This is a genomic window from Kytococcus sedentarius DSM 20547 (genome assembly GCF_000023925.1).
GTDB lineage: Bacteria > Actinomycetota > Actinomycetes > Actinomycetales > Dermatophilaceae > Kytococcus > Kytococcus sedentarius.
The window spans coordinates 897,971-923,340 of the sequence record NC_013169.1 but is presented as its reverse complement, the minus strand read 5'-3'; the positions used below and the strand labels follow the sequence as shown (position 1 = coordinate 923,340).

Sequence of the window (25,370 nt, the reverse complement as noted above, 5' to 3'; positions counted from 1 at the left end):
CCCACCCCGCCGGCCGTGTGACCGGTGCCACAGGTGCGTGCAAGACTGCCCCGGACCCGGCCCCGACCGCGGCCACCGACCCCACCGTCACCCCCTGGAGGACCCTCGTGCCCGGCAAGAACCTCACCCGCGACGAGGCGATGCAGCGCTCGCGTCAGATCGCCACCCACTCCTACGAGGTGGCCACCGACGTCACGGACGGCCCGAACACCTTCGCCACGAGCAGCCGGGTGCGCTTCACCTGCCACGAGGCGGGCGACAGCTTCATCGACTTCATCGGGGAGTCGGTGCGCCGGGTGGAGCTGGACGGCCAGCCCCTGGACACCGGCGCCTTCGACGACGCCCGCATCGCGCTGCCGGGCCTGTCCGAGGGCGAGCACGAGCTGTACGTCGAGGCCGTCGGCCGCTACATGAACACCGGCGAGGGCCTCCACCGGTTCGTGGACCCCGCCGACGACGAGGTCTACCTGTACACCCAGTTCGAGGTGGCCGACTGCCGCCGCATGTTCCCCGTCTTCGAGCAGCCGGACCTCAAGGCCACCTTCCAGTTCACGATCACGGCGCCGGCGCACTGGCAGGTGGTGAGCAACGAGGCCACCCCGCAGCCGGTACCGGCCGGGACCGGGACCCTCGACGGGAAGACGTCCGTGGAGCGGGCCACCTGGACCTTTGCCCCCACCCCGGAGATGTCCTGCTACATCACCGCACTGGTGGCCGGACCGTACGTCCGCCACGCCGACACGGTCGAGACCCGGCAGGGCACGATCGACCTCGGGGTGCTGGCACGCAAGAGCCTGGACGACCACCTGGACGCCGAGAACATCTTCGCCGTCACCAAGGCCGGTTTCGGCTTCTACGAGGAGTACTTCGACCAGCCGTACCCCTTCAGCAAGTACGACCAGATCTTCACGCCCGAGTACAACATGGGCGCCATGGAGAACGCGGGCTGCGTGACCTTCGCCGAGATCTACGTCTTCCGCTCGGCGGTGCCCGACAGCCTGGTGGAGCGCCGCGCCCTGACGATCCTGCACGAGCTCGCCCACATGTGGTTCGGCAACCTCGTGACCATGAAGTGGTGGAACGACCTCTGGCTGAATGAGTCCTTCGCCGAGTGGGCCTCCACCACCTGCCAGACCGAGGCCACCCAGTGGCGCACCGCCTGGACCACCTTCGCCATCAGCGAGAAGACCTGGGCGTACCACCAGGACCAGCTCTCCTCGACCCACCCCATCGTGGCCGAGATCCGCGACCTGGCCGACGTCGAGGTGAACTTCGACGGCATCACCTACGCCAAGGGCGCGAGCGTGCTCAAGCAGCTCGTGGCCTACGTCGGTGAGGAGGCATTCCGCGACGGACTGCGCACCTACTTCGCCGAGCACAAGTGGGGCAACACGACCCTGTCCGACCTCACCCGTCACCTCGAGGCCACCTCCGGGCGCGACCTCACGAGCTGGGTGGCCGACTGGTTGGAGACCGCGGGCGTGAACACCCTGACCCCGGTGCTGGAGACCGACGCCGACGGCACGGTGACGTCCGCCCACATCGAGCAGACCGCCGTCGAGGACTGGCCCACCCTGCGCCCCCACCGCATCGCCGTGGGCGCCTACGAGCTGCAGGACGGCGCCCTGGTGCGCACGGACCGCTGGGAGCTGGACGTCGCCGGGGAGCGGACCGAGCTCGCGCAGCTCGTCGGCCGCACCCGCCCCGCCCTTCTGCTGCTCAACGACGACGACCTCGGCTACTGCAAGGTGCGTCTCGATGCGGTGAGCCTCGCCACCGCCACCGAGCACATCGCCGCGTTCACCGACTCGCTCCCCCGGGCGGTCGTGCTGGGTGCCGCGTGGGACATGACCCGCGACGCGCAGATGCCGGCGCGCGACTTCATCGAGCTCGGGCTGCGGGCCCTGCCCGGGGAGAGCGACTCGACGCTCGTGCGCATCCTGCTCTCCCAGCTCGAGGCCGCCGCCGGGCGGTACGTGGCCCCCGCGCACCAGGAGGCCACCGCCCAGCGCCTGGCCGACGAGCTCGGCCGGTTGGTCGAGGAGGCCCGGCCCGGTTCCGACCTGCAGCTGCAGCTCGCCACCGCGTGGGCCGCAGCCGCCCGCGGTGAGGCCGGGGTGGCACGCCTGCGGGCGCTCGCCGACGGGTCGCAGCGCCTGGAGGGCCTGGAGGTCGACACCGACATGCGCTGGGTGCTGATGACGGGCCTGGCCAAGAACGGTGCCCTGAGCGCGGCCGAGCTGGAGGCCGAGGGAGCCCGCGACCGCACCGCATCGGGCGCCGAGCGACTGGCCCGGGCGCGGGCGGCCCGCCCCGACGCGCAGAGCAAGCAGCAGGCTTGGGACACCGTGTGGGGAAGCAGCAGCCTGCCCAATGCGGAGGTCGTGGCGACGGCCGCAGGGTGGCAGCGCGTGCAGGACCCGGAGGACCTGCGTCGCTTCGTGGGCCCGTACTTCGACCGTGTGGCCGCGATGTGGGACGACCGCACCCACGCGATCGCCGAGGCCGTGGCCGGCGGGTTCTATCCGCACGCCTTGGTGCACGCCGACGTGGTGGACGCCGCCCAGTCCTGGCTCGACAGCAACCCCACCGCCTCGCAGGCGTTGCGGCGCGTCATCGCCGAGAACCGTGACGGCACCGTCCGGGCGCTGGCGGCGCAGGCCTTCGACGCCCGCTCGTGAACCACCCTGCGGCACCCGCGGAGATCACCCGCGAGGCCCTCTGGGAGGCGGTGGCCTCGTGGCTCGGAACGCACGGCCTGGCCATCGTCGCGATCGTGGTGGCCGCGCTGGCGCTGCGCGCGCTGGCGCGCCACCTCATCCGGCGGCTCACCACGTGGATGACCGACCACGCCCACGAGTCCACGCAGGACGGCCGCCGGGCGGACCTCCGTCGCCGGCAGCGGGTGCTGACCCTGACCAGCCTGCTGCGCAGCACCTCCTCGGTGGTGATCTGGACCGTCGCAGCACTGATGGTGTGCGACCAGCTGGGGCTTCCCCTGGCGCCGCTGCTGGCCAGCGCCGGGATCGGTGGCCTGGCCATCGGTTTCGGCGCCCAGTCGCTGGTGAAGGACGTCATCAGCGGCGTGATGCTGATGATCGAGGACCAGTTCGGTGTGGGTGACTGGGTGGACCTCGGCGAGGCCAGCGGCGAGGTGGAGGAGGTCACCCTGCGGGTCACCCGCCTGCGCTCGGCCGACGGCGTGGTCTGGTACATCCGCAACGGCGAGATCCTTCGCGTGGGCAACACCTCCCAGGGCACCCCGGTGGCCACGATCGACGTGCAGGTGGCCGCCCGCGCCGACTCGCGCACCGTGGTGGAGGTGCTCACCGGCGCGATGGAGGAGCTGGCTGCCTCCCCCGAGGGCGAACGGCAGCTGCTGGGGGTGCCCTCGGTCGCCGGCATCCAGGAGGTGCGCAACGGTGCCATGACGGTGCGGATCTTCGCCGACTGCGTCCCCAGCGAGCAGTACGCGGCGGCCCGGGTGATCCGGGCCGAGGCCAAGCGCGCCCTGGACGCCGCGGGAGTTCCCGGACCGCCGGTGCGAGACTGGGGCCATGACCAGCCCAGCTGATCCCGGCCGCCACGAGACCCCGCCCGCGGGAGCCGACCCGGCCCCGGCGCACCCCGAGACCATCTACGAGATGGTCGGCGGGCACGAGGCCTTCGTGCAGCTCACCGCGCTGTTCTACGAGGGTGTGGCCGCCGACCCGCCTCTGCGCGACCTGTACCCCGAGCAGGACCTCGGCCCGGCCGAGGACCGGCTGCGGATGTTCCTGGAGCAGTTCTTCGGCGGCCCGAAGACCTACTCGGAGACCCGGGGCCACCCCCGCCTGCGCATGCGCCACGTCGACTTCGCCGTCACCCCCGCGCAGCGCGACCGGTGGCTGCACCACATGACCGCCGCCATGGACCGGATGGGCTTCCCCGCCGAGGCCGACCAGATGATGCGTGCCTACTTCGAGCGCGCCGCCCACTTCATGGTCAACACCCTCGAGGACGACGCGCCCCCGCTGCACGAGTCGGCGCCGCCGCCCCCCGTCCACCCTGCTCCGCGCCGCCCCCGGCTGTCGGTGCGCCGCGTGCAGGAGTGAGCCACCCCCGCCCGGACCCACCGGGCCGGTGCCCCACAATGGGTCGCGTGACTGAGACCTCCCTGCGCACCGGACCGATCGTCCACTCCCCCTCCCCCGGCACCGAGTGGTGGCGTCACGCGGTGATCTACCAGATCTACCCCCGCTCCTGGGCCGACGCCGACGGGGACGGGCTGGGCGACCTGCCCGGCATCACCTCCCGCCTGGAACACCTGGCGGCGCTCGGCGTCGATGCGGTGTGGGTGAGCCCGTTCTACGTCTCGCCCATGAAGGACGCGGGCTACGACGTCACCGACTACCGCGACATCGACCCGATCTTCGGCACGCTGGACGATGCGGACGCCTTCATCGCCCGCGCGCACGAGCTGGGTCTGCGCGTGATCGTGGACCTGGTACCCAACCACTCCTCCGACCAGCACGAGTGGTTCCAGCAGGCGCTGGCGGCCGGGCCGGGCTCCCCCGAGCGCGAGCGCTACCTGTTCCGGGACGGCTCCGGGCCCGACGGCAGCGAGCCCCCGAACGACTGGGGCAGTGTGTTCGGCGGCGCCGCCTGGACCCGGGTGGACGACGGCCAGTGGTACCTGCACCTGTTCGACTCCACCCAGCCGGACTTCAACTGGCGCAACCCCGAGGTGCGCGACTACTTCGAGGACGTCCTGCGCTTCTGGCTGGACCGGGGTGTGGACGGCTTCCGGGTGGACGTCGCGCACAGCCTGGTGAAGGCCGAGGGCCTGCCGGACTTCGCCGAGGTGGCCACGATGGCCGGCGCCTCCACCGCCTCGAACCAGGGCCCGATGTGGGACCAGGACGAGGTGCACGAGGTGTACCGCCGCTGGCACCGGGTGCTCGAGGAGTACGAGGGCGACCGCGTGCTCTGTGCCGAGGCGTGGGTACCGGACCCCGAGCGCCTGGCTCGCTACGTCCGTGAGGACGAGATGCACCAGGCCTTCAACTTCGACTTCCTGGAGACCCCCTGGCGGGCGGACGACCTGCGCGCCTGCATCGAGCGCTCCTTCGCCACCCTCGACGCCGTCGGCGCGCCAACCACCTGGGTGCTGAGCAACCACGACGTGGTGCGCCACGCCTCGCGCCTGGGGCTCCCGGTCGGACAGGGGCGCCCGAACGGCATCGCGGCCGAGGACCCGCAGCCCGATGCGGAGCTCGGCCTGCGGCGGGCACGGGCCGCGACCACCATGATGCTGGCGCTCCCGGGCTCCTCGTACCTCTACTACGGCGAGGAGCTGGGCCTGCCCGAGCACACCGCGATGGACCCCGAGGTCCGACAGGACCCGGCGTGGTTCCGCACCCGCGGCACGGACCAGGAGCAGGTGGGCCGGGACGGCTGCCGCGTGCCCATGGCCTGGGAGGCCGACGCCCCGGCCGCCGGGTTCAACACCACCGGTGCCTCGTGGCTGCCGCAGCCGCCGTCCTACCCCGAGCTGGCCGTGGACCAGCAGACCGGCGTGCCGGGCTCCACGCTGGAGCTCTACCGCACGGCCCTGGCCGAGCGCTCGCGCCTCGGCACCGCGGCGGGGGCACTGTCCTTCGTGGAGGGGCTGCCCGAGGGGGTGTTCGGGCTGGAGGTGCAGGGCACCGCCGGCACGGTCACGGTGCTGTGCAACACCGGCACCACCCCCCTGCCCCTGCCCGCCGGTGCGACGGTGCTGCTGGACAGCCTCGCCGGGGGCGCCTCGACAGCGACCACCCTGGAGGGCAACCACACCCTGTGGCTCGACGGCCCCCTGGGCTGACCGGGCGGGGCGGGGCGGTCACCCGAACAGGATGGCCGCCTCGTCCCACCGCTCCCGCGGGACGCTCTTGAGCGCCGTGGTCGCCTCGGCCAGCGGAACGCGCACGATCTCGGTGCCCGCCAGGGCCACCATCTGGCCGAAGGCACGGTCGTGCACCGCATCGAGGGCCGCGGTACCGAAGCGCGTGGCCAGCACCCGGTCATAGGCGGTGGGTGAGCCCCCGCGCTGCATGTGGCCCAGCGCCATGGCGCGCGACTCGATGCCGGTGCGCTCCTCGATCTCCCGTGCCACCTGCTCCCCCACCCCGCCGAGGCGCGGGCGGCCCATGCCGTCCACCTGACCGCCGGAGACGAGCTCGCCGTCGGGCATGAAGCCCTCGGCGACCACCACCATCGGGGCCCGCCCGCGGTCGGCGGTCGCCCGCACCCACTGCGCCACCTGGTCGTAGCCGACGGCGACCTCGGGGATGAGCACCGCGTGGGCGCCACCGGCGATGCCCGCGTGCAGGGCGATCCACCCTGCGTGGCGGCCCATCACCTCCAGGACCATGCACCGGTGGTGGCTGTCGCCGGTGGTGCGGAGCCGGTCGATGGCCTCGGTGGCCACGTGCACCGCGGTATCGAAGCCGAAGGTGTAGTCGGTGGCACCGAGGTCGTTGTCGATGGTCTTGGGGACCCCCACCACGTCGATGCCCTCGTCGTGGAGCATCCGCGCCACGGTGAGCGTGCCCTCTCCCCCGATGGCGATGAGGGCGTCCATCCCGCGCCGCTGCATGGTCTCGCGGACGCGCTGGGCGCCCCCGTTGCCCTCGCCGTAGGGACCCACCCGGGAGGTGCCCAGGATGGTGCCGCCCTGCTTGCTCAGGCCGCGGATCTGGTGGCGGGGCAGGGGCGCGACGTCGTCCTCGACCAGGCCCCGCCAACCGTCCTTGATGCCGAGGAACTCGTGGCCGTGGATGCGATCGCCCTTGAGGACGGCTCCGCGGATGACGGCGTTGAGACCGGGGCAGTCCCCGCCGGAGGTCAGGATGCCGATGCGCATGGGCTCATGGTGCCACCGCCGGCCCTCAGGCGATGAGGATGTCCGCGCCCAGCCCGCCGAGCAGGATGCCCAGCGACCCGAGGTTGGCGAAACCGGTCAGCGCGAAGGTGGTGATCGCCTGCGTGCGGGCGCTGAGCGTCTCGGCCACCGGGGTGTAGTTGGCGAAGGCCACGAACTCGTTGAGCACGATCTTCTGGCCCAAGAAGGAGCCGGAGGTGCTGGCCTCGGACCACGGGACACCCACCAGCGTCATGACCGGGGCGAAGACCCAGCCCAGGATCTGCTCGAAGGAGAGGTCGCCGTAGCCGAACCAGCCGCCGACGGTGCCCAGCAGCAGGTTCATCAGCTGGACCAGCGCGATGAAGGCCAGCACCATGGCACCGATCGTCAAGGCGAGCTTGAGCCCCTCCTGCGCGCCGAGCGCGGCCGCCTCGATGACGTTGTCGCCCTCCTCCTCGGCCACGTGCTCGTCCTGCGGGTGCTCGCGGTCCGCGGCCGGTCGGTCGGCACCGGCCACGGTGGCACCGCCGGTGGCCTCGGCACCGCGCACCGCGGCGCCACCGAGCCGGCGACGGTGCTCAGCCCCCCGACCATCACGGCGAACAGCGCCGACTCGTCCAGCCGCCGGATGTACGGCTTGATGAGCAGGGGCGCCTCGGTCTGGCCGACGAAGATGTTCGCCGCGGCGTTGACCGACTCGTAGCGCCCGGTCCCCAGCGCCCACCCGAGGGCGCGACCAATCCCGTTCACCACGAACTGCAGCACCCCGAGGTGGAACAGCACGGCGGTCAACGAGGCGAAGAAGACGATCACCGGCAGCACCTGGAAGGCGAAGACCGAGCCCTCCTCGGGAAGCACCGGGCCGAAGAGGAAGTCGATGCCGGCCCCGGCGGAACCGATCACGGCGGAGACCCCGTCGGCCACGGCCGAGAGAGCGCGCTGACCGGGTTCCCAGTACAGGGTCAGGACGCCGAAGCCGATCTGCAGCCCCAGTGCCGCCAGGACCGTGCGCCAGCGCACGCCCCGCGGTCGGCGGACAGCAACCAGGCGATGAGCAACAGGGCGAGCATGCCGCCCAGCCCCCAGAGGATCGTGAGCAGGTGATCTCCTTTCGGGCCTCACGCTAACCCGGGTCACCGGGCCAGCACGTGACCCCGCTGCGTCGAGAGGCGCCACCACGGGCCGGTGCGCCAGAGGACCGCCTCGCGGTCGTCGCCGAGAAAGCCGAGTGCCTGCGCGCCGAAGGCCAGGCCCCGCGGCCAGCCCACCCCCACGGGGGCGCCCCACACCCGGCGACGCAGGTCGGCCACGGCGGCCGCGCCCGACCCCTCGGGGGCGCCGACGGTGATCTCCTCGATGCCGGCGCGCGCGACGGCGGCGAGGTCGCCCTCATCGATGCGGGCGACGGCCTCCCAGCCCCCGCGCGGCGGGCTGATGCTCGCCCACCCGGCACGGACCTCGGTGGGTGGGACGGAGAAGTCGGCCGTGTCCGCCCCCCGGGCGGCCAGCCGGTCGGTCACCGCCGCCAGCGGGACCACGACGTCCACCGGGCGCGGACACTCTGCCTGCGCCGCCCGCAGACCCAGCACGGTGCCGTCACCGAGCACGCCGGCACCCTGCACCACGCAGACCCAGGTGGCCAGGCGCCCCTCGGCGCACTGCAGGCGCATGGCCCCCTCGGGGTCGAGTCGCTTGGCGCGGCCGGTCAGCACGGCCAGGTCGTCGAGCTCCGAGGGGCCGGGCAGGGTGATGACCGGTTGCCCCTGGGTGCCGCGCGTGTCCGGGGCCGTGGTCACCGGCGGAACACCACCGGGTCGCCGACGTAGCGGCCGAGCACCTCGCGCTCCTCGGCGGTGAGCCGGCGCGGCCGGGCGGCCTCGAAGTCGTAGGTGACGATGGCGGTGCTGGCGTGCAGGGCCACCGGGAGGTCTGCCTCGGTGGGCACCGGCGTGTCCAGGGAGACCGGCGTCTCACCGTGGGCCAGCGGGTGCTCGCGCAGCTCGTACTCCACGGAGAAGCTGCCGCCCGACAGGGTGCCGATCCACATGTCGACCACCACCGGCGCGTACCGGAACTCCACCGGGCGCAAGTACTCCACCTTGTGCGAGGCCACCAGCAGGCCGGTCGACAGGGGACTGGCGCCGGTGAACCACTCGTGCATGCCCTGCACGCGGGCGTCCTCCAGCAGCTGCAGGAAGGTGACGTTGTTGACGTGGCCGTAGGCGTCCTGGTCCGACCACCGCAGCGGCACGTTCAACCGGTAGGGGCGCGGGCCGTGGGTGGTCGAGGGGTGCGTGGTCAGCGAACCGGGCGTGCTCCGGCCGCCGGGGTTGTGCGTCGTCATGGCGCACATGGTCTCAGGCGTGCGCGGCCGTCCGCCTCGGTGACCCCGGGGGCTGCGTGGTTGAGTAGGGCCTGTGACCCCAGAGAACAGTTCCCCCACCGGTTCGCACGACCCCTCCGGCCTGCAGGCCGAGACCCCGGACATGGGCTCCGGCATGCACGGCCGCGCCCCCATCGAGCTTCCGGCGGACCCCTTCGCGCAGCTGCTGGAGGTGCTCGACATCCGGGCCCTGGGCGCGAACACCTTCATCGGGCAGAGCCAGCCGCAGCCGCACGGGCGGGCCTTCGGCGGGCAGGTGCTGGCCCAGTGCGTGATGGCCGCGGGCCGCACGCTGGTGGCCCTGGACGACGACGGGGACCGGTACATCCACTCCCTGCACGGCTACTTCCTGCGCCCGGCGGACTCCTCGCGGGAGATCCGCTTCGAGGTGGAGCGCCTGCGTGACGGGCGCTCCTTCTCCGCCCGCCGGGTGCACGCCTACCAGGACGACAAGGTGCTGCTCTCGATGACCACCTCCTTCCAGGAGCCGGCCGGCGGGCTGGACCACCAGGAGCGGATGCCGGACGTGCCGGCACCGGAGGAGCTGCCCAGCATCTCCGAGCTGCTGGCCGGGGTGGACGACCCGCGGGCGATCTTCCTGACCAAGGGCCGCCCGGTGGACATGCGCTGGGTGGACGCGCCGCTGTACGGCAACAACTTCGCCCGCACCGACCGGCAGAGCGTGTGGGTGCGCTTCACCGGGCAGCTGCCCGAGGACCCGCTGCTGAACGCCGCGGCCAGCTGCTACCTCTCGGACTACACGCTGCTGGAGCCCGTGCTGCGCCGCCACGGCATCCCGTGGACCGACACCCGGCTGCGCCCCGCGAGCCTCGACCACGCGATGTGGTTCCACCGCCGCCCGCGCCTGGACGACTGGATGCTGTACACGCAGTCCTCCCCCTCCGCACAGTCCGGCCGTGGGCTCGGCGTGGGCCGGCTGTTCCACGCCGACGGCACCCTCATGGCCTCGGTCGCCCAGGAGGGCATGGTCCGCATCAAGGAGTGAGACCCGATGCCGCTGCCTGGGCTCCACGAAGGCAACATCCTGTGGCTCGACCTCGAGGACGCAGGTTTCGATTCCTCGATGCTGGCCCTCGTGGAGGCCGAATCGGACGAGTTCGAGTCAGTCCTCGGCTGCCGGGTCCACGTTGGCAGCCGCCGCTCTGACGAAGAGGCCACCTGGACGGTCACGCCACGGTCGGCAACGGACGCCCCCTGCCTGGTCTGGGAGCCTTCCACACTGACTCTGACCTCGCACGCGAACGGACCGAACGAGGTGATGAGCACGATGCAGCTGCTCCACACCGTGGCCAGGCAGCCCCATCAGCCCGCCGTATACCGAGCACCGGACTCCCCGTCGGCTGCTGCTCGCCTCATCCACGACGAGGTGCTCGGCACCTACCCCTCCTTCGCCCTGCGCTCCATCGACCGCCACCAGTGGGTTGGCCGACGCCTGCAGGAGGTTCCCGACACCTGGGCGGCCTTCACCCCCTGGGCCCAGGAATGGGTGGCAGAGCTCGGAGATGCGCACACAGCCGTCATCGCCCGCGACGAGCGGGGCCACAACCTGCCCTACGTCGGCACCTTGACCTCTGATGGTGTGACTCTGGAAGCGATTCCGCCGACAGCACCGGCGTGGAGGCTTGGGGTGCGGCCAGGGTGGGTCGTCACGGTTGACCGCCCCGAGCGTTGGCTGCGCACGACGGGCGCGACTCCCCAGCAGCACGCGCGGGTGGCTGCGCGCCGCGCCCTGGCGGTGCCTGGCGAGGCACGCACCTTCGAGGCCCACGATCCACGCACGGGACGAACCGCATCCTGGGTGGAGAGGCCCCAGGCTCCCGCTCTCTCGGACGTCCTGGAGGTGGAGCCAGGGCCCGATGGCGTGATTCGGCTGCGGCTAGCGGCCTTCCTGCCCGAGATCGGCATCGAGGAGGCCTTCGACGACCTGTGCCGGGGTGCGCGGCCGACGCAGCTGCTGGAGCTTGACCTGCGGGGGAACACCGGCGGGAACCTCCTGCTCGCGATGCGTCTGCGCGACCGATTCCTCCGGGAGCGGACCCGCATCGGATCCAGCGCGTTCAGCACCGGCCGTGGTGGGTTGGCCGCCGTTCGAGCCCGGTGGGCGAATCCCAGCGCACGACCGTGCTGGCCGGGGAGACTCCGAGTGCCGGTGGACTCCATGACCTACAGCGCCGCAGAGGACTTCCTGCTGGGGTTGCAGGGGCTGGACCACGTGACGGTGGCCGGTGAGCGGACCGGCGGTGGCAGCGGACGGCCACGCGCTCTCCCGCTCGGTCCCGGCCTCACGCTGCGCGTCAGCACCGCCATCACCTACGACCGACAGGGGCAGGCCGTGGAGTTCCACGGGGTTCAACCGGACTGACGCGGCGACCCACCCCACGCCTGCGGAGGCCCCTCTGATCCACCGCGCGGTGACACCTCCCCGGCTTCAGGGGGTGTGCATGCCGACGTTCACCACCTGTCCGTCGGGCGCTCGGTAGAAGAAGCGAGTCACGCCCCACGTCTCGTCGGTCAGCGGGTGCACGATCACGAGGCCGGCCTCGACAGCACGATCGTGGGCCTCCTGGACGTCGTCCACGAAGACCGAGAGAACCGGGTTGACCGGTGCGGTCGCGTCCTTCGTCATCAGGCTCAACTGGTGCCCCGCGCCGTCCGCCAGGGTGACGATCCACCCGTGATCCATGACCCGCTGCATCCCGAGCACCACTTCATGGTGCGCAGCTGTCGCCTCCAGGTCCGCCACTGTCAGGATCGGCACAACTCGTTCGATGCGCATACGGGTCAGCCAAGCAGAGGAGAGCGCGACTCCGCCCGCCGGGCCTTCCCCGTCCACGGGTCGGTCCACTCCAGCCGGGTCGCCAGCAGCTGCAGCGGCGTGGAGAAGTCCCCCGTCACCTGCTCGGTCTGCACGGGATAGAGCGGGTCCCCGACGATCGGCAGCCCCAGGTGCGCCAGCTGCACCCGCAGCTGGTGGGTACGCCCGGTGTGCGGGAACAACCGCAGCCGCGCCCGCCCGGTGGCCTCGTCGACTTCCACCACCTCGATGCGGGTGAGCGCGTTCGGCGGCCCGGGCACCACGACCACCTGCTGGCTCCCGCGCTTCTTCACCAGGTGGTGCTCCTGCTCGCCGATCGCCCGCTCCACGCGCTCCGCCAGCCCCAGGCCCTCCACTCCTGGTGACACCGAGAAGGCGCCGGCCGCCTCCTCGGGAGGCAGCGACACCAGCGCCTCGTAGGTCTTGGCCACCTGACGCTTCTCGAAGAGCTGCTGCAGGGGACGCCGGGCCTCCGGGGTGCGGGCGCACAGCAGCACGCCGGAGGTGAGCCGGTCGAGCCGGTGCACCGGCACGGCCTCGGGGAAGTCCTCGCGCACGCGTGCGACCACCGTCTGCTGCACGTGCACCCCGCGCGGGATGGTCGCCAGGAAGGGCGGCTTGTCGACCACCACGCAGTGCTCGTCAGCCTGGAGAACCGGCAGCCCGCCAGGCACCTCGGGCTCGGTCGGGTACGGCCGGTAGAGCCACGCCACGCGGCGGCGAGGCCCCGTGGGCAGGTACTCGGTGGTCGCGTCGACGACGAGCCCGCGGGAGCCGGGTACCCCGTCGTCCACGACCACCTCCCCGGCCTCGACGCCGGCACGGACGAGCTCTGGCTGCCCGGTCACCTCCGCGAGCGCCTCGGCCACCGTGGTCCAGTCCCCGCCCGGCGGGATGCGCACACGGGCGACGCCCACCCCCTCCCGCGATGGCAGGGGGGATGGGCGTCGACGGCGGGGCCGGCTCACTCAGTCACGCGTGAGGCGGCGGTGGGTCACGCGGTGCGGACGCGCGGCGTCCTCACCGAGGCGCTCCACCTTGTTCTCCTCGTACGCCGCGAAGTTCCCCTCGAACCAGTACCAGTTGGCCGGCTCCTCCTCGGTGCCCTCGTAGGCGAGGATGTGGGTGGCGACGCGGTCCAGGAACCAGCGGTCGTGGCTGATGACCACGGCGCACCCGGGGAAGTTCAACAACGCGTTCTCCAGGGAGCCCAGGGTCTCGACGTCGAGGTCGTTGGTGGGCTCGTCGAGCAGCAGCAGGTTGCCGCCGGCCTTCAGGGTCAACGCGAGGTTGAGGCGGTTGCGCTCACCACCGGAGAGCACTCCGGCCTTCTTCTGCTGGTCCGGCCCCTTGAAGCCGAACTGTGAGACGTAGGCACGGCTGGGGATCTCCACCTGGCCGACCTTGATGTAGTCCAGCCCGTCGGAGACGACCTCCCACAGGGTCTTCTCGGAGTCGATGTTCTCGCGGCTCTGGTCGACATAGCTGATCTTGACCGTCTCGCCGACCTTCACGGTGCCGGCGTCCGGCTCCTCCAGCCCGACGATGGTCTTGAACAAGGTCGTCTTGCCCACCCCGTTGGGCCCGATGATCCCGACGATGCCGTTGCGCGGCAGGTCGAAGGTCAGGTCCTTGATGAGGGTGCGGTCGCCGAAGCCCTTGGTGAGCTCCTCGACCTCGATAACCTGGGCGCCCAGGCGCGGGCCCGGCGGGATCTGGATCTCCTCGAAGTCCAGGGTCCGCATCTTCTCGGCCTCGGCGGCCATTTCCTCGTAGCGGGCCAGACGCGACTTGGACTTGGTCTGACGGCCCTTGGCGTTGGAGCGCACCCACTCGAGCTCCTCGGCGAGGCGCTTCTTGAGCTTGGCGTCCTTCTTGCCCTGGACGGCCAGGCGCTCCTGCTTCTTCTCCAGGTAGGTGGAGTAGTTGCCCTCGTAGGGGTACAGGCGGCCGCGGTCGACCTCGCAGATCCACTGCGCGACGTTGTCGAGGAAGTAGCGGTCGTGGGTCACGGCCAGGACGGCGCCCTCGTAGTCCGCCAGGTGCTGCTCCAGCCACAGGACGCTCTCCGCATCGAGGTGGTTGGTGGGCTCGTCGAGCAGGAGGAGGTCGGGCTTGCTCAGCAGGAGCTTGCACAGCGCGACGCGGCGGCGCTCACCACCCGAGAGGTGGGTGACGGGCTCGTCGGCCGGCGGGCAGCGCAGCGCGTCCATGGCCTGCTCGAGCTGGGAGTCGAGGTCCCAGGCGTCGGCGTTGTCGATCTTCTCCTGGAGCTTCCCCATCTCCTCCATGAGCGCATCGAAGTCGGCGTCGGGGTCGGCCATCTCGGCCGAGATCTCGTTGTAGCGGTCGAGGTCTGCCTTGATCTGGCCCATCCCCTCCTCGACGTTCTCGCGCACGGTCTTGGACTCGTCCAGCGGCGGCTCCTGCAGCAGGATGCCGACGGAGTAGCCGGGCGTCAGCCGGGCCTCTCCGTTGCTGGGCTGGTCGAGCCCGGCCATGATCTTGAGGATGGTGGACTTGCCGGCCCCGTTGGGACCGACGACGCCGATCTTGGCCCCGGGGTAGAAGGACATGGTGACGTCATCGAGGATGAGCTTGTCACCGACGGCCTTGCGGGCCTTGGACATGGTGTAGATGAACTCCGCCATGGGAGCTGAGTCTAGGCCGTGGCGCGACGCCCCGGGACCGTGGCCGGGCACCCGGGGCCCGCGCGCCCGGCACTCAGGCGGAGACCACCTCGGGCTCGGGCTCGGGAGCCACCCCCGCCTCCTGGTCCTGGGGGGCCGGCTCCACGAACACCGGCAGCGAGCTCTCCGCTGCCGTGACCGCCGCCTCGGCGGCCACCGCACGCAGGCGCTGGCGCTCCTCCTCGGCGTCGCCGACCTGCGGCATGGGCGGGCTCGCGACCTTCACGAAGCAGGACTGCCCCCGCGAGAGGTCGTGCCCCACGGCGGTGGCCTCGAGCTCCACGGTGGTGCCGCTGCGCTCGTCGGTGGACCAGTCCTGGATCCGCAGCCGGCCGTGCACGATCACCGGCTGCCCCTTGGTCAGCGAGCGGTAGAGGTTCACCGCCTGGTTGCGGAAGGCGCACACCGTCATCCAGTTGGTGGCCACGGTGTCGACCACCCCGGTGGAGCGGTCCACCCGGTTGATGTTCTGCGCCAACCGGAAGGTCAGGAAGGCCGTGCCGCTGCGCCCCTGGCGCAGGATCGGCTGGGTCGCCACGTTGCCGGTCACGGTCAGGTAGGTCTCGCTCATGGTTCTCTCCCCACTGGGCCGGCCCGGTTGGCCGGCGGTCAGCACACCGTGGCCAACCGGGCAGCCGGCCCGTCACCGACGGCAAGCCACCCTGTGGACGAGCAGAGGTCAGCGGAGGGCGGAGTGCAGCAGCTCCCGGGTGCGGCGGTGCCGGTCCAGCACCTCGTTCACCGGGTCGAGCACACGCGTCTGGGCCACCTCGCCGATCGCCCCGTGCATCTCGCGGGCGACCTGACGGCGACGCCGCCGCGCCCCGAATCCCGCGATGAACCGCGCCAGCAGCGCCAGCAGCAGCCCCAGTGACAGGCCCCCCACCAGCAGCAGGGCCGGGATCGGCAGGCCGCGCCAGGTAGGCGGCTCCCCCAGCGGCAGGTGAAGGAAGCCCTCACCGAGTGCGAGCGCGACCAGCCACAGCAGGCCCACGACCGTCGCGAGCAGGAGCAGCCACTGCAGGACGCCGACGACCGGCCACCACCAGCTCGAGCGTTGCTGCACGCCGGTGCGGCGCACGGCGGTGTCCAGCTCGTCGGACAGCCGGTCGATCGGGGGGACGGCGGCATCCATGACCGCCTCGGCCCACCGGCGCGGCAGGCCGACCGCCGCGGCGTCACCCACCTCGCGGCAGGCCAGGTCCACCGCGGAGGTCGCGGTCTGCGAGGCCTGCGGGATGGAGGACCGCCCGCGCGCCGGGGAGAAGTCACGATCGCCGGCCGACTCCCCCTCCCCCAGGCGCAGGCGCTTGAGGGGGTCCGGACGCAGGTGGCGCACCCAACGCGTCACCGGCCACCCCGTGGCGGCGGTGGCGCGGCGCAGGTGGTCGGCCTCCACGGCCCGCAGCACGGTCGGCACGCCCGCGGCACGGCTCAGTGCCGGCACCAGCCGGTCGTCCCCGGGCAGGCTGATCTCCGGCTCCCGCTCGCCCACCGAGTCCAGCAGGGCCTCGGCGGAGGTGCGCACGTCGCCCAGGAGGCGGGCCCGCACGGCCCGCTTCTCGGCCACGATCTGCGCCAGTGCGTCACGCAGTGCGTCCAGACCCAGCCCGGTGCGCGCCGAGACCGGCAGCACCACCACGTCACCCACCCCGTCGCGCGCGAGCAGGCCCCGCAGGTCGGCCAGCACCTGCTCGCGCGCATCGGGCGGCAGCAGGTCGGCCTGGTTGAGGGCTACCAACATCACCGTGTCGTGGTGGCGCCGGGCCCGGATGTAGTCGTCGTGCATGCGGGCGTCGGCGTACTTCTGCGGGTCGGTCACCCACAGGAAGAGGTCCGCCATCTCCAGCACGCGGTCGGCCTCGGCGTGGTGCGCCGTCTCCCGGGAGTCGAAGTCCGGCAGGTCGAGCAGCACCAGCCCGTCCAGCGCCCCGGGGGCCACCGCAGCGGCCTCCTCGCCCTCCGGTCCGCCCTCGGCACGGTGACGGCGGTGGACCCCGATCCAGTCCAGCACCTCGGTGGCCGGCGCCGACCCCCAGACCACGGCCGATGTGGTGGACGTCGTCGGTCGCTTGATGCCCGGCTCGGTCACCTGCGCACCCGCCAGCGCGTTGGTCAGCGAGCTCTTGCCCGACCCGGTGGCACCGGCCAGCGCCACGATGGTGTGGTCCCCCGCCAGGGCGGTCCGCTCGTCCACCTTGGCCGCGACCGTGCCGGCCCGCCCGGCGGCCACCGGCTCCAGCTCCCGTCCGCCGCTGGCCACGGCCTCGCTCAGCGCGACCGCGCGCTCCCGCAGGTGGGTCCGCTGCTCCTCCTGGTCCCGGTCCTGCCCGGTCGCCCCCCCCTCGCGCCCTCGCCCACCGAACGTGCTCATCGCTGGACCTCCACCTCGGCGGCGGCCGAGCGCAGGTGGGCGGCCACCTCCGGGCTCACGCCCACGTCCGCCAGCACCCGCTCGTAGCGCGCCCGCTCCTGGTCCAACAGGGTGCCGACGCGCTCCATGAGGTTGCGCCGGGCCGCAGCCGCGAGCGAGCGCACGGCCTGGTCGCCGAAGACGGCCTCCAGCAGGCGCTGGGCCACCACGGCCGAACCGCCGGCGATGGCCACCTCGCTGCCCAGCAGCGCCCCGCCGGTGCTGGCGAACACCAGCACCATCAGCAGCACCCCGATGCCGTTGACGCCCAGGGCCAGGTACCGGGCCGTGGTGCGCTTGCTGCCGGCCTGCTTGCGGACGAGGTCCAGCACGTCGGACTGCCAGTCGTGCACCAGCTGCTGGCTGCGTTCGCGCACCCCCGCCCCGGGACGTGCCAGGTCGGGGTGCCGCTCCAGCAGCGCCTCACCAGCCGGATCGGCCCGCCAGGCACGTGCGGTGACCGCGGCGGCGGCCTCGAGCTGGGCCTCCAACAGCTGCGCGACGCCGTCCTCCAGCGCCTCCCCGAGGTCGTCGGTGGTCGCGGTGCGCGGCTTGCCCGTCACGAAGGAGGTGATGCGGTCGCGCAGGCGACCGACGCCCGCATCGAGCTGCTTGAAGATCTCCCCGGTGCCCACGAGCTCCTGCCAGCGGGCCAGCACCTCACCGCGCAGCAGGGAGCCGTCGCTCATGGCCTCCTCCACCCGGCCCCGGGCGTCGGCATGCCCGCGGCGGGCGTCCTCGCGCAGGCTCTCGACCACCGAGACCTGGGCGTCCACCCCCTCGGCGACCTGCAGGGAACGGCGCTGCAGCGAGGCCAGCGTGCCGGCCAAGGTGCGGCGGATGACCGCCTGCCGGGCGTCGGCGTCGTCGGCCAACGAGTGCAGCCACCCGCGCAGGGCGCGCACCTCCTCGGACGGGAGGAGCCCGTCCTCGGTGAGGTGGGACTCCGGGACGGAGAACACCGGCGCGTCGCCCAGCCCCTGCTCGCGCAGCATCGCCGAGAAGTCCGTGCGCACCTCCTCCATGGCGCCCTCGGGCACGCGGTCGAGCACGAGTGCCACGGAGGTGCCGCGCTCGGCGGCCTGCAGCAGCATCTGCCACGGCACGGCGTCGGCGTAGCGGGCGGCCGTGGTGACGAACACCCACAGGTCCGCCGCGCCCAGCAGTTGGCGGGCGAGTTCGCGGTTGGCCTGCACCACCGAGTCGATGTCCGGGGCGTCCAGGAGCGCGAGGCCGGGCCGCAGGGTGCGGGACTCCACCAAGCGCACCGCACCGGCATCGGCGTCGTCGCCCTCACCCCCGGTGACCCGGGCCAGCTCCGGCAGCACGCGGTCGGTGGTGAACCAGCCCGCATCGCTGGGGTGGTGGATCAGCACCGACGCGCGGGTGGTCGGGCGCAGCACGCCACTGCGCGTCACCACGCCGCCCAGCAGGGAGTTCACCAGGGTGGACTTGCCGGCCCCGGTCGACCCTCCCACCACGCAGAGCAGCGGGGCGTCCAGGGCCTTCAGGCGGGGGAGGGCGTAGTCGTCGAGCTGGCGCAACAGCTGACCGCGCTGGTCGCGGGCCTCTGCGGCGCGGGGCGCCTCCAGCGGAAAGCGCGCGGCCGCGACGGCACCACGCAGGTCGGTCACGGCATCGAGAAGCTCGGGGTCCACGCGCTCAGTCACGGTGCACAGACTAGGCCCCCGGACCGCCGGGCGAGAGCAGGCTCGTGCCCCCGGCGCGATTCGAACGCGCAACCATCGGATTAGAAGGCCGGTGCTCTGTCCATTGAGCTACGGGGGCGGGCGGCGGCGCGTGCGCAGGCACACGCCCACGGCGCAGGAGCCAAGTCTAGGACCTGAGCCCCGGGGTCCCGGCGAAGCGCGCACGCAGCGCGGGCAGCCGCTCGAGGAGCTGCTGCTGCTCGGCCACCTCCCGCACCTCCCAGGCCGGGGCCGGACGACGGTCCACCGGTCCGTGGGCGCGGTGGTACCGGTCGAGCCGCGCCCGCAGGTGGGCCAACCGGGTGGCCAGGCGCTGGAACTCCCGCATCGCCCGGCGCCCGTCGCGCCCGGCAGCACTTTCGGCCCAGGCCACGGCCCGGCGACGCTCGGGGGCGTGCCCCACCATCCGGGCCTCGAAGCCGGTGAGCCACCCGCTGCGCACGTACGCCTCAAGGTGGCGGCTGACGTGGCGCAGCTCGTACCGGCGCACCCACACCACGAAGACCAGGAAGGCGATGAACACCGGCACCTCGAAGAGCAGGTAGAGCAGCAGCCAGCCCGCCTGCAGCACCACCGACAGATTCCAGATGCCGTGCAGCAGGACGGCCGCGCACCAGCCGAGGACCGGCAGGGCGAAGCGCCACCCCGCACTGCGGCTGAGCACCGCCCGCCCCACGGCCGCGCCGATGCACACCGTGAACAGCGGGTGCGCGAACGGGCTGGCCAGGCCGCGCATGACGAAGGTGGCCGTCAGGCCCTCGGCGCCGAGCTCCCCCAGGGCCGTGGCGAAGTAGAGGATGTTCTCCACGAACGCGAAGCCCGCCGCCACCACGCCCGCGTACACGATGCCGTCGACCACCCCGTTGAGCTGGCGGGGGCGGAACCACCACAGGCCGAGCAGGAAGGCCCCCTTGAGCGACTCCTCGGCAAGCGGCGCCACGATCACCGCGGCCACCGCATCGGCCGGGAGGGACATGACCGACGCGATCGCGTAGCCGACCTCGTTGATGATCAGGGCGAACCCGGTGGCGACGATCGCCCCCCAGGCCAGCGCGAGGGCCAGCAGCCACCCGGGTTCCCGCTCGAAGGAGTCGAGCCACAGGAAGACCGGCACCACGATGCACAGGGGGATCGCGGCGAGCAGGGCCATCAGCGGCAGCTCGACGTCGCCGAACTGCAGCCCGAAGGTCAGCCCCATCACCACCGCCCCGATGCCGAAGAGGATCACCAGCAGGCCGACCACGGCGACGATGGCCGGCCAGCCACGGGGTTGCGACGCAGGCCGCGGCGTGGAGGACATGGGCACACCCTAGGAGCACCCGCCGAAAGACACGCGGCTGGTTACCCTTCAGGGGTGAGCAGCCCTTCGCAGACCACGCCCCCCGCCCCCGACGAGCGCCCCAACCCCAGCGGCAACCCGCGGGCCCTGGACGACCGCATCGTCTGGATCGACTGCGAGATGACGGGTCTGGAACCCACCGACGTCCTGGTCGAGATCGCCGCCCTGGTGACGGACTTCGAGCTCAATGTGCTGGGTGAGGGCGTGCAGGTGGTCATCCGCCCCGACGACCTCGGGGCGCTCGAGGGGCTCAACCCGGTGGTGCAGAAGATGCACACCGCCAGCGGCCTGCTGGAGGAGATCCAGCACGGCGTCTCCGCCGCCGAGGCCGAGCGGCAGGTGCTCGAGTACGTGCGCCAGTGGGTCCCGGTCGCGGGCAAGGCCCCCCTGGCCGGGAACTCCATCGCCACCGACCGGCGCTTCCTGGCCGCGGAGATGCCCGAGCTCGACGGCTACCTGCACTACCGGCTGATCGACGTCTCCTCCGTCAAGGAGCTGTCCCGCCGGTGGTTCCCCCGCGCCTGGTACAACGCCCCGGAGAAGGCCGGCGGCCACCGCGCCCTGGCGGACATCCGCGAGTCGATCGCCGAGCTGGCCTACTACCGCGATGCGGTGTTCGTGGCCCCACCCGGCCCCTCCACGGACGAGGCCCGCGAGGTCGCGGCCCGGCACACGGCCGACGACTGACCCCGCCGTTCACGAGCACCCCCTGGCAGGGGTTAGGATGTTCCCCGCTGTCCGGCGCCGATCCCTCGGATGACGGCGGACATCAGCATGGTGGGCGTAGCTCAGCTGGTAGAGCACCGCGTTGTGGTCGCGGTGGTCGCGGGTTCAAGTCCCGTCGCTCACCCCACGGAAGGGCCCGGGATTCTGCGGAATCCCGGGCCCTTCTTCTCGTTCGTCCCCCGCGGGCCCCGCTCAGTCGGTGAACACCCCGCTGTAGGCGTTGAGCGCCGGCTGCCCGCCGAGGTGGGCGTAGAGCACGGTGGGGTCGCGCGAGATCACGCCGGCGCGCACGAGGTCGATGAGGCCCGCCATGGACTTCCCCTCGTACACCGGGTCGATGATGATCCCCTCGAGCTCGCCGGTCAGGCGGATGGCGCCCAGGGTGGACTGCACGGGGATGCCGTACTCGTCGCCGGCCCAGCCCTCCCGCACGTCGATCTCGTCGTCGGCGAACCCGGCGATCATGCCCGCGTGCGTGGAGCCGGTCACGGTGCACACCACGATGGTGTCGAAGAAGACACCCAGCTCCTCCTCCTGCTGCGCCACCTCGTGCGCCCAGTTCGCGAAGCCCAGCCGCCGAGCGGGTGCCCGGACGCTCCGGCCGGGATCGGGCAGGGCGTGCCACCGGAGTCATGGACCGACTGCATGGCCTCCTCCCAGGGCGGGGGATGCCGATGTCGAAACCGGCCGGATCCAGGCGCACGTCGGCGCATCGAGTACGCGGGTAGGACGCAGCCGACCCCGCCGTGGTGGTCCACGACGGGGTCGACGGGTGCAGGCAGGCGCCCGCGCGCAGGTCAGTGCTCAGTCACGCGAGCTGGCGCGGGGCGGGGCCTGCGCGGTGGCCTCCAGACGCACCTCGCGGGCGTCGTCCACCAGCGCTTGCTCCTTCTTCGCAGCCTTCTCGGCACCAGCCTCGCCGCGCAGGTGGAGCGTCATCTCCTCCTCCGCGCGCTGGCCGCGCTTGAGCTCACGCATGCGCTCGGCCTCGGCATCGATCTCCGCGCCCAGCAGCAGCACGGTGTTCGTGAGCCACAGCCACAGCAGGAAGACGATCACACCGGCCATGGAGCCGTAGGTCGCGTCGTAGTTGCCGAAGTTGGCGATGTAGAACCCGAAGGCGGCGCTGGCCAGGACCCAGATCAGGAAGGCCAGGATGGCACCGGGGGTCAGGATCTGACGCGGCAACTTCACGTTCGGGGTGGCCCAGTAGAGCAGACGGATGATGAAGATGACGATGAGGGCGGCCGCCGGCCACTTGGCCCAGGCCCAGATGGTGGTGGCGAGGTCACCCAGGCCCACCACCCCGAACACGGACTCGGCAACGGGACCGGTCAGGACGAAGGACAGGCCCAGCACGGCCACCAGCAGGAGCACCAGCACGGTGACCAGCACCATCACCGGGCGCAGCACCCAGAAGGGACGCCCCTCGGGCACCTCGTAGATGCGGTTCATCATGCGGCTGAAGCCGTTGACGTAGTTCGAGGCGGACCACAGGGCACCGAGCAGACCGAGGGCCAGCGCGAGCCCGGCACCGGAGGACTCCTGCTGCTTGGTGATGAAGTCCTCGATGAAGGTGTACCCGGTCGACTGCGGGTCGGCCCCGAGGTCCACCGCGATCTGCAGGAAGGCCTGAGTCGTGGACTCCCCCTGGCCGAACACGCCCAGCAGCGACACCAGACCAATGATGGCCGGAAAGATCGAGAGCACCGCGAAGTAGGTGAGGCCGGCCGCCAGGTCGGTGCACCCGTCGTCGGTGAACTCGTACAGCGCCCGCCGGGCCACCAGCTTCCAGTCGTCGCCGGTGAGTTTCTCGTCGTCGTCTCCGTCGCGGGAGGCCACGGTGCGGCGGTCCCCATCGCGGCCGGGGGCTGAGCCGGCGGACGATGCGCGACCGTCACGGGAGTCCCCAGCATCCCGCCGCGCAGCGGGATCGGCCTCCCGCTCCCACTGCGCCACCTGGGCGCGGCGACGCGCCGCCCGGTCGCGGGCCACCTGGCCCTCCACCTCCTCCGTGGAGTGGCGGGCGGTCCAGAACTCGTCTTCGGTCGGTGTCATCGGCATCCTCGCGGCGTGTGGTCATGACGGCTGATCGCCCCCATAGTGACCCACGAGGGCCTGCGGGGCGCACCGCACCGCCGCGGGACCGCCGATTTCGCATCCCTCGAGGACTCTGCTATTGTGCTCCCTCGTTGCGCCAATAGCTCAATTGGCAGAGCAGCTGACTCTTAATCAGCGGGTTCGGGGTTCGAGTCCCTGTTGGCGCACCAGAGCAGAACGGCGAGAGCCTCGGTCCACACCGGGGCTCTCGCCGTTCTCGTGGGCCCCACGGACCTCCGATGCTCTGTCGGAGTTCGTGAGAGGCGCCACATCCGGGCCCCAGTTTCACGCAATCCCTTGATTCACAGCCGTCCGCCTGTGAGGATGAATCTCGGGCGATCCGGTGTTAACGACTGCTGGCGGCTTCTCGACATGAGGTCGACGACACGATGCGCCCGGGAACTCGAGTCCCTGGCCACGGATCCAGATCAGGACGCAACAGCGACATCTCACCCTCACACGGTGTTCTCGAAAGGTAGGACATGGACTGGCGAAGCAAAGCGGCCTGTCTCGACGAGGACCCGGAACTGTTCTTCCCCATCGGGAACACGGGCCCGGCCATCGAGCAGATCGAGAAGGCCAAGAAGGTCTGCGCGCGGTGCGAGGTCACAGAGACCTGCCTGCAGTGGGCGATCGAGACCGGCCAGGACGCCGGCGTGTGGGGCGGTCTCTCCGAGGACGAGCGCCGCGCCCTGAAGCGACGCAACGCGCGCGCCCGCCGCGCCAGCTGAGACCCGCGAGCGCCAGCTGGGGTCCGCAGCACGGGGCCGCACCACCGCAGCGGTGGTGCGGCCCTCTGTCACACCCGGGCGGTGAAGGTGGCCCGGGTACCCCGGGGCGTGTTCGCCTCCCAGGTGACCGTCCCCCCGAGATCCCCGACCAGGGCCTCCACGATCTGCCGCCCCAGCCCGGTGCCGGCTGCGCCCGCATCGGGGTCGATGCCCGGCCCGTCGTCGCTGATCGACACCGTCAGCGTCGGGTCCCCCTCGCCGGGCCGCGCCATCCGACGCGCCCCCACCACCACCTCCACCGTGCCGTCCCCGGCGTGGGTGACCGCGTTCTGCACCAGCTCGCTCACGACCATGGCGACTGCTGAGGCCTGGGCCGAGCCCATCTCCCCGAAGCTGCCCTCGCGGCGGTGGGTGATGCGCTGGTCCCCCTCCCCCTCCCCCTCCCCCGCGCCGGTGAGGTCCACCACCAGCCCCACCACCCGGTCGACGACGCGGTCCACGTCCACGACCTCCTCCGCCGTCTGCGCCAGGGTCTCGTGCACCACACTGATGGCGCCCAGACGGTGCACCGCGGTCTCCAGCGCGGCCCGCGCCGCCTGGTCCTCCACCCGCCGGGCCTGGAGGCGCAGCAGGGCGCTGACGGTCTGCAGGTTGTTCTTGACGCGGTGGTGCACCTCCCGCACGGAGGCCTCACGTGAGACGAGTGCCTCCTCGCCCCGCCGCAGGCTGGTGACGTCCCGCATCAGCACCAGAGCCCCGGCCCGGCGCCCGTCGACGACCACCGGGATGGCCCGCACCGACACCTGCACCGCCCCGGTGTCGATCTCCGACCACCAGGCGGCGCGCCCCGTGAGCACCACCGGCAGCGCCTCGTCCACGGGCGTGAGGCTGCCCGATGCGGTGCGCGGCAGCTCCGAGACCATGTCCACCAGGCGCTGCCCGGGGACGGCCCCCGAGACGCCCAGCCGGTGCAGCGCGGAGACGGCGTTCGGGCTGGCGTACTGCACCACCCCGGAGGCGTCCAGGCGCAGGACCCCGTCCCCCACGCGTGGGGCGCCCCGCCGGCGCCCCGTCGCCGCGGCGAGGGTGGGGAACTCCCCCTGGGAGATCATCGTCATCAGGTCGTCGGCCATGGCGCGGTAGCGCTGCTCCAGGCTCGAGGAGCTGCGCATCACCGAGGCCAGCGTGTGGCGGCTGAGCACCGCCCCGCAGTCGTCCTTCTGGTGGGAGGCGCGCACCCCCACCACGTCCTCGTCCACGACCCGCCCGGCGCTCAGCTGACGGCCGCCCAGGTGGACACGGCCCCCGGTGCGGGCGGCCCAGGCCAGACCCTGCATGCCCTCGCTGTCCCGCCCCACCACGTCCTCCACGAAGACCATCTGCGAGGTGGTGGGGCGGGCGTGCGCCACGGCGAGCCAGGTGTCCGGCTCGCCGGCCACGGCGGCGGGCTGGCGGACCCAGAGGACCAGGTCCGCCATCGACAGGTCCGCGAGGAGCTGCCAGTCCCCCACCAGCAGCCTCAGCCAGTCGAGCTCGACGTCGCTGAGGTCTGCCAGC

Annotated in this window: 22 protein-coding genes, 3 tRNA genes and 1 pseudogene; 10 read left to right on the top strand and 16 right to left on the bottom strand. The window is 72.2% G+C overall.

What is annotated here, in order from left to right; genetic code table 11:
• Window positions 1-107: 107 nt before the first annotated feature.
• Genes pepN through KSED_RS04375 form a run of 4 tightly spaced genes read left to right on the top strand, consistent with a single transcriptional unit; the run spans window position 108 to window position 5,845 of the window.
• Window positions 108-2,681, top strand: a complete 2,574-nt coding sequence (gene pepN, locus KSED_RS04390; protein WP_041290860.1) for an aminopeptidase N — start codon at window positions 108-110, stop codon at window positions 2,679-2,681.
• Window positions 2,678-3,574, top strand: coding sequence for a mechanosensitive ion channel family protein (locus KSED_RS04385; protein ID WP_012802364.1), 897 nt, complete (start codon window positions 2,678-2,680; stop codon window positions 3,572-3,574). The genes pepN and KSED_RS04385 overlap by 4 nt, the downstream gene beginning before the upstream one ends.
• Window positions 3,558-4,094, top strand: coding sequence for a globin (locus tag KSED_RS04380; protein ID WP_012802363.1), 537 nt, complete (start codon window positions 3,558-3,560; stop codon window positions 4,092-4,094). The genes KSED_RS04385 and KSED_RS04380 overlap by 17 nt, the downstream gene beginning before the upstream one ends.
• Before the next feature lie 38 nt (window positions 4,095-4,132).
• Complete coding sequence (locus KSED_RS04375) at window positions 4,133-5,845, top strand: glycoside hydrolase family 13 protein (RefSeq protein ID WP_012802362.1); 1,713 nt, start codon at window positions 4,133-4,135, stop codon at window positions 5,843-5,845.
• Window positions 5,846-5,863: 18 nt separating this feature from the next.
• Here KSED_RS04375 and KSED_RS04370 read toward each other — a convergent pair whose 3' ends face one another.
• The 5 genes from KSED_RS04370 to KSED_RS04355 all read right to left on the bottom strand — a co-directional run bounded on the left by KSED_RS04370 (window position 5,864) and on the right by KSED_RS04355 (window position 9,230).
• Window positions 5,864-6,886, bottom strand: a complete 1,023-nt coding sequence (locus KSED_RS04370) for an ATP-dependent 6-phosphofructokinase (RefSeq protein WP_012802361.1) — start codon at window positions 6,884-6,886, stop codon at window positions 5,864-5,866.
• A 25-nt stretch (window positions 6,887-6,911) separates the two neighbouring features.
• Window positions 6,912-7,349 carry a nucleoside transporter C-terminal domain-containing protein gene (locus KSED_RS15255; protein WP_049758335.1) on the bottom strand — a complete coding sequence of 146 codons (438 nt, stop codon included), beginning with the start codon at window positions 7,347-7,349 and terminating at the stop codon, window positions 6,912-6,914.
• Window positions 7,274-7,906: a nucleoside recognition domain-containing protein gene (locus KSED_RS15250; protein WP_049758333.1), complete on the bottom strand. Its 633-nt coding sequence runs from the start codon at window positions 7,904-7,906 to the stop codon at window positions 7,274-7,276. The genes KSED_RS15255 and KSED_RS15250 overlap by 76 nt, the downstream gene beginning before the upstream one ends.
• Window positions 7,907-8,019: 113 nt before the next feature.
• On the bottom strand, window positions 8,020-8,682 hold the full coding sequence (locus tag KSED_RS14525) for a DUF8185 domain-containing protein (protein WP_012802360.1): 663 nt from the start codon (window positions 8,680-8,682) through the stop codon (window positions 8,020-8,022).
• Window positions 8,679-9,230 carry an acyl-CoA thioesterase gene (locus KSED_RS04355; RefSeq protein ID WP_012802359.1) on the bottom strand — a complete coding sequence of 184 codons (552 nt, stop codon included), beginning with the start codon at window positions 9,228-9,230 and terminating at the stop codon, window positions 8,679-8,681. The genes KSED_RS14525 and KSED_RS04355 overlap by 4 nt, the downstream gene beginning before the upstream one ends.
• A gap of 73 nt (window positions 9,231-9,303) precedes the next feature.
• On the opposite strand from KSED_RS04355, the gene KSED_RS04350 reads away from it, so the two are divergent.
• Window positions 9,304-10,275, top strand: coding sequence for an acyl-CoA thioesterase (locus tag KSED_RS04350; RefSeq protein ID WP_012802358.1), 972 nt, complete (start codon window positions 9,304-9,306; stop codon window positions 10,273-10,275).
• Window positions 10,276-10,281: 6 nt separating this feature from the next.
• Window positions 10,282-11,652, top strand: a complete 1,371-nt coding sequence (locus KSED_RS04345; protein ID WP_012802357.1) for a S41 family peptidase — start codon at window positions 10,282-10,284, stop codon at window positions 11,650-11,652.
• 66 nt (window positions 11,653-11,718) lie between these two features.
• On the opposite strand, the gene KSED_RS04340 is transcribed toward KSED_RS04345, so the two are convergent.
• The 8 genes from KSED_RS04340 to KSED_RS04305 all read right to left on the bottom strand — a co-directional run bounded on the left by KSED_RS04340 (window position 11,719) and on the right by KSED_RS04305 (window position 20,217).
• Window positions 11,719-12,066 carry a VOC family protein gene (locus KSED_RS04340; RefSeq protein WP_012802356.1) on the bottom strand — a complete coding sequence of 116 codons (348 nt, stop codon included), beginning with the start codon at window positions 12,064-12,066 and terminating at the stop codon, window positions 11,719-11,721.
• A 5-nt stretch (window positions 12,067-12,071) separates the two neighbouring features.
• A complete protein-coding gene (locus KSED_RS04335; RefSeq protein WP_012802355.1) occupies window positions 12,072-13,022 on the bottom strand; it encodes a pseudouridine synthase in 951 nt (316 codons plus the stop codon).
• Window positions 13,023-13,073: 51 nt separating this feature from the next.
• Entirely contained in the window at window positions 13,074-14,756 is a 1,683-nt protein-coding gene (gene ettA / locus KSED_RS04330; protein ID WP_012802354.1) for an energy-dependent translational throttle protein EttA, read from the bottom strand.
• A 73-nt stretch (window positions 14,757-14,829) separates the two neighbouring features.
• Window positions 14,830-15,366, bottom strand: a complete 537-nt coding sequence (locus KSED_RS04325) for a single-stranded DNA-binding protein (RefSeq protein ID WP_012802353.1) — start codon at window positions 15,364-15,366, stop codon at window positions 14,830-14,832.
• 108 nt (window positions 15,367-15,474) lie between these two features.
• Complete coding sequence (locus KSED_RS04320; protein WP_012802352.1) at window positions 15,475-17,169, bottom strand: GTPase; 1,695 nt, start codon at window positions 17,167-17,169, stop codon at window positions 15,475-15,477.
• Window positions 17,166-18,878, bottom strand: coding sequence for a GTPase family protein (locus KSED_RS04315; protein WP_143827345.1), 1,713 nt, complete (start codon window positions 18,876-18,878; stop codon window positions 17,166-17,168). Before KSED_RS04315 ends, KSED_RS04320 begins: the two co-directional genes overlap by 4 nt.
• Window positions 18,879-18,923: 45 nt before the next feature.
• Window positions 18,924-18,996: transfer RNA gene (locus KSED_RS04310), tRNA-Arg, on the bottom strand.
• A gap of 48 nt (window positions 18,997-19,044) precedes the next feature.
• Complete coding sequence (locus KSED_RS04305) at window positions 19,045-20,217, bottom strand: PrsW family intramembrane metalloprotease (protein WP_012802350.1); 1,173 nt, start codon at window positions 20,215-20,217, stop codon at window positions 19,045-19,047.
• A 54-nt stretch (window positions 20,218-20,271) separates the two neighbouring features.
• Between KSED_RS04305 and orn the strand changes: the two genes are divergently transcribed.
• Together orn and KSED_RS04295 are read left to right on the top strand one after the other, a co-directional pair.
• Window positions 20,272-20,943 (top strand): oligoribonuclease, encoded by a 672-nt coding sequence (gene orn, locus KSED_RS04300; protein ID WP_012802349.1) that lies wholly within the window; start codon window positions 20,272-20,274, stop codon window positions 20,941-20,943.
• A gap of 90 nt (window positions 20,944-21,033) precedes the next feature.
• A tRNA-His gene (locus KSED_RS04295) sits at window positions 21,034-21,109 on the top strand.
• A gap of 65 nt (window positions 21,110-21,174) precedes the next feature.
• Here KSED_RS04295 and KSED_RS04290 read toward each other — a convergent pair.
• Window positions 21,175-21,691, bottom strand: a pseudogene (locus KSED_RS04290) (PALP domain-containing protein); the annotation flags it as partial.
• Window positions 21,692-21,786: 95 nt separating this feature from the next.
• Window positions 21,787-23,040: a YihY/virulence factor BrkB family protein gene (locus KSED_RS04285; protein ID WP_012802348.1), complete on the bottom strand. Its 1,254-nt coding sequence runs from the start codon at window positions 23,038-23,040 to the stop codon at window positions 21,787-21,789.
• Between the two features lie 136 nt (window positions 23,041-23,176).
• On the opposite strand from KSED_RS04285, the gene KSED_RS04280 reads away from it, so the two are divergent.
• Together KSED_RS04280 and KSED_RS04275 are read left to right on the top strand one after the other, a co-directional pair.
• A tRNA-Lys gene (locus KSED_RS04280) sits at window positions 23,177-23,252 on the top strand.
• Between the two features lie 312 nt (window positions 23,253-23,564).
• On the top strand, window positions 23,565-23,813 hold the full coding sequence (locus KSED_RS04275; protein ID WP_012802347.1) for a WhiB family transcriptional regulator: 249 nt from the start codon (window positions 23,565-23,567) through the stop codon (window positions 23,811-23,813).
• 68 nt (window positions 23,814-23,881) lie between these two features.
• Here the strand turns inward: KSED_RS04275 and KSED_RS04270 are convergent, their stop codons facing one another.
• Window positions 23,882-25,369 carry a sensor histidine kinase gene (locus KSED_RS04270; protein WP_258172032.1) on the bottom strand — a complete coding sequence of 496 codons (1,488 nt, stop codon included), beginning with the start codon at window positions 25,367-25,369 and terminating at the stop codon, window positions 23,882-23,884.
• Window position 25,370: the final 1 nt, after the last annotated feature.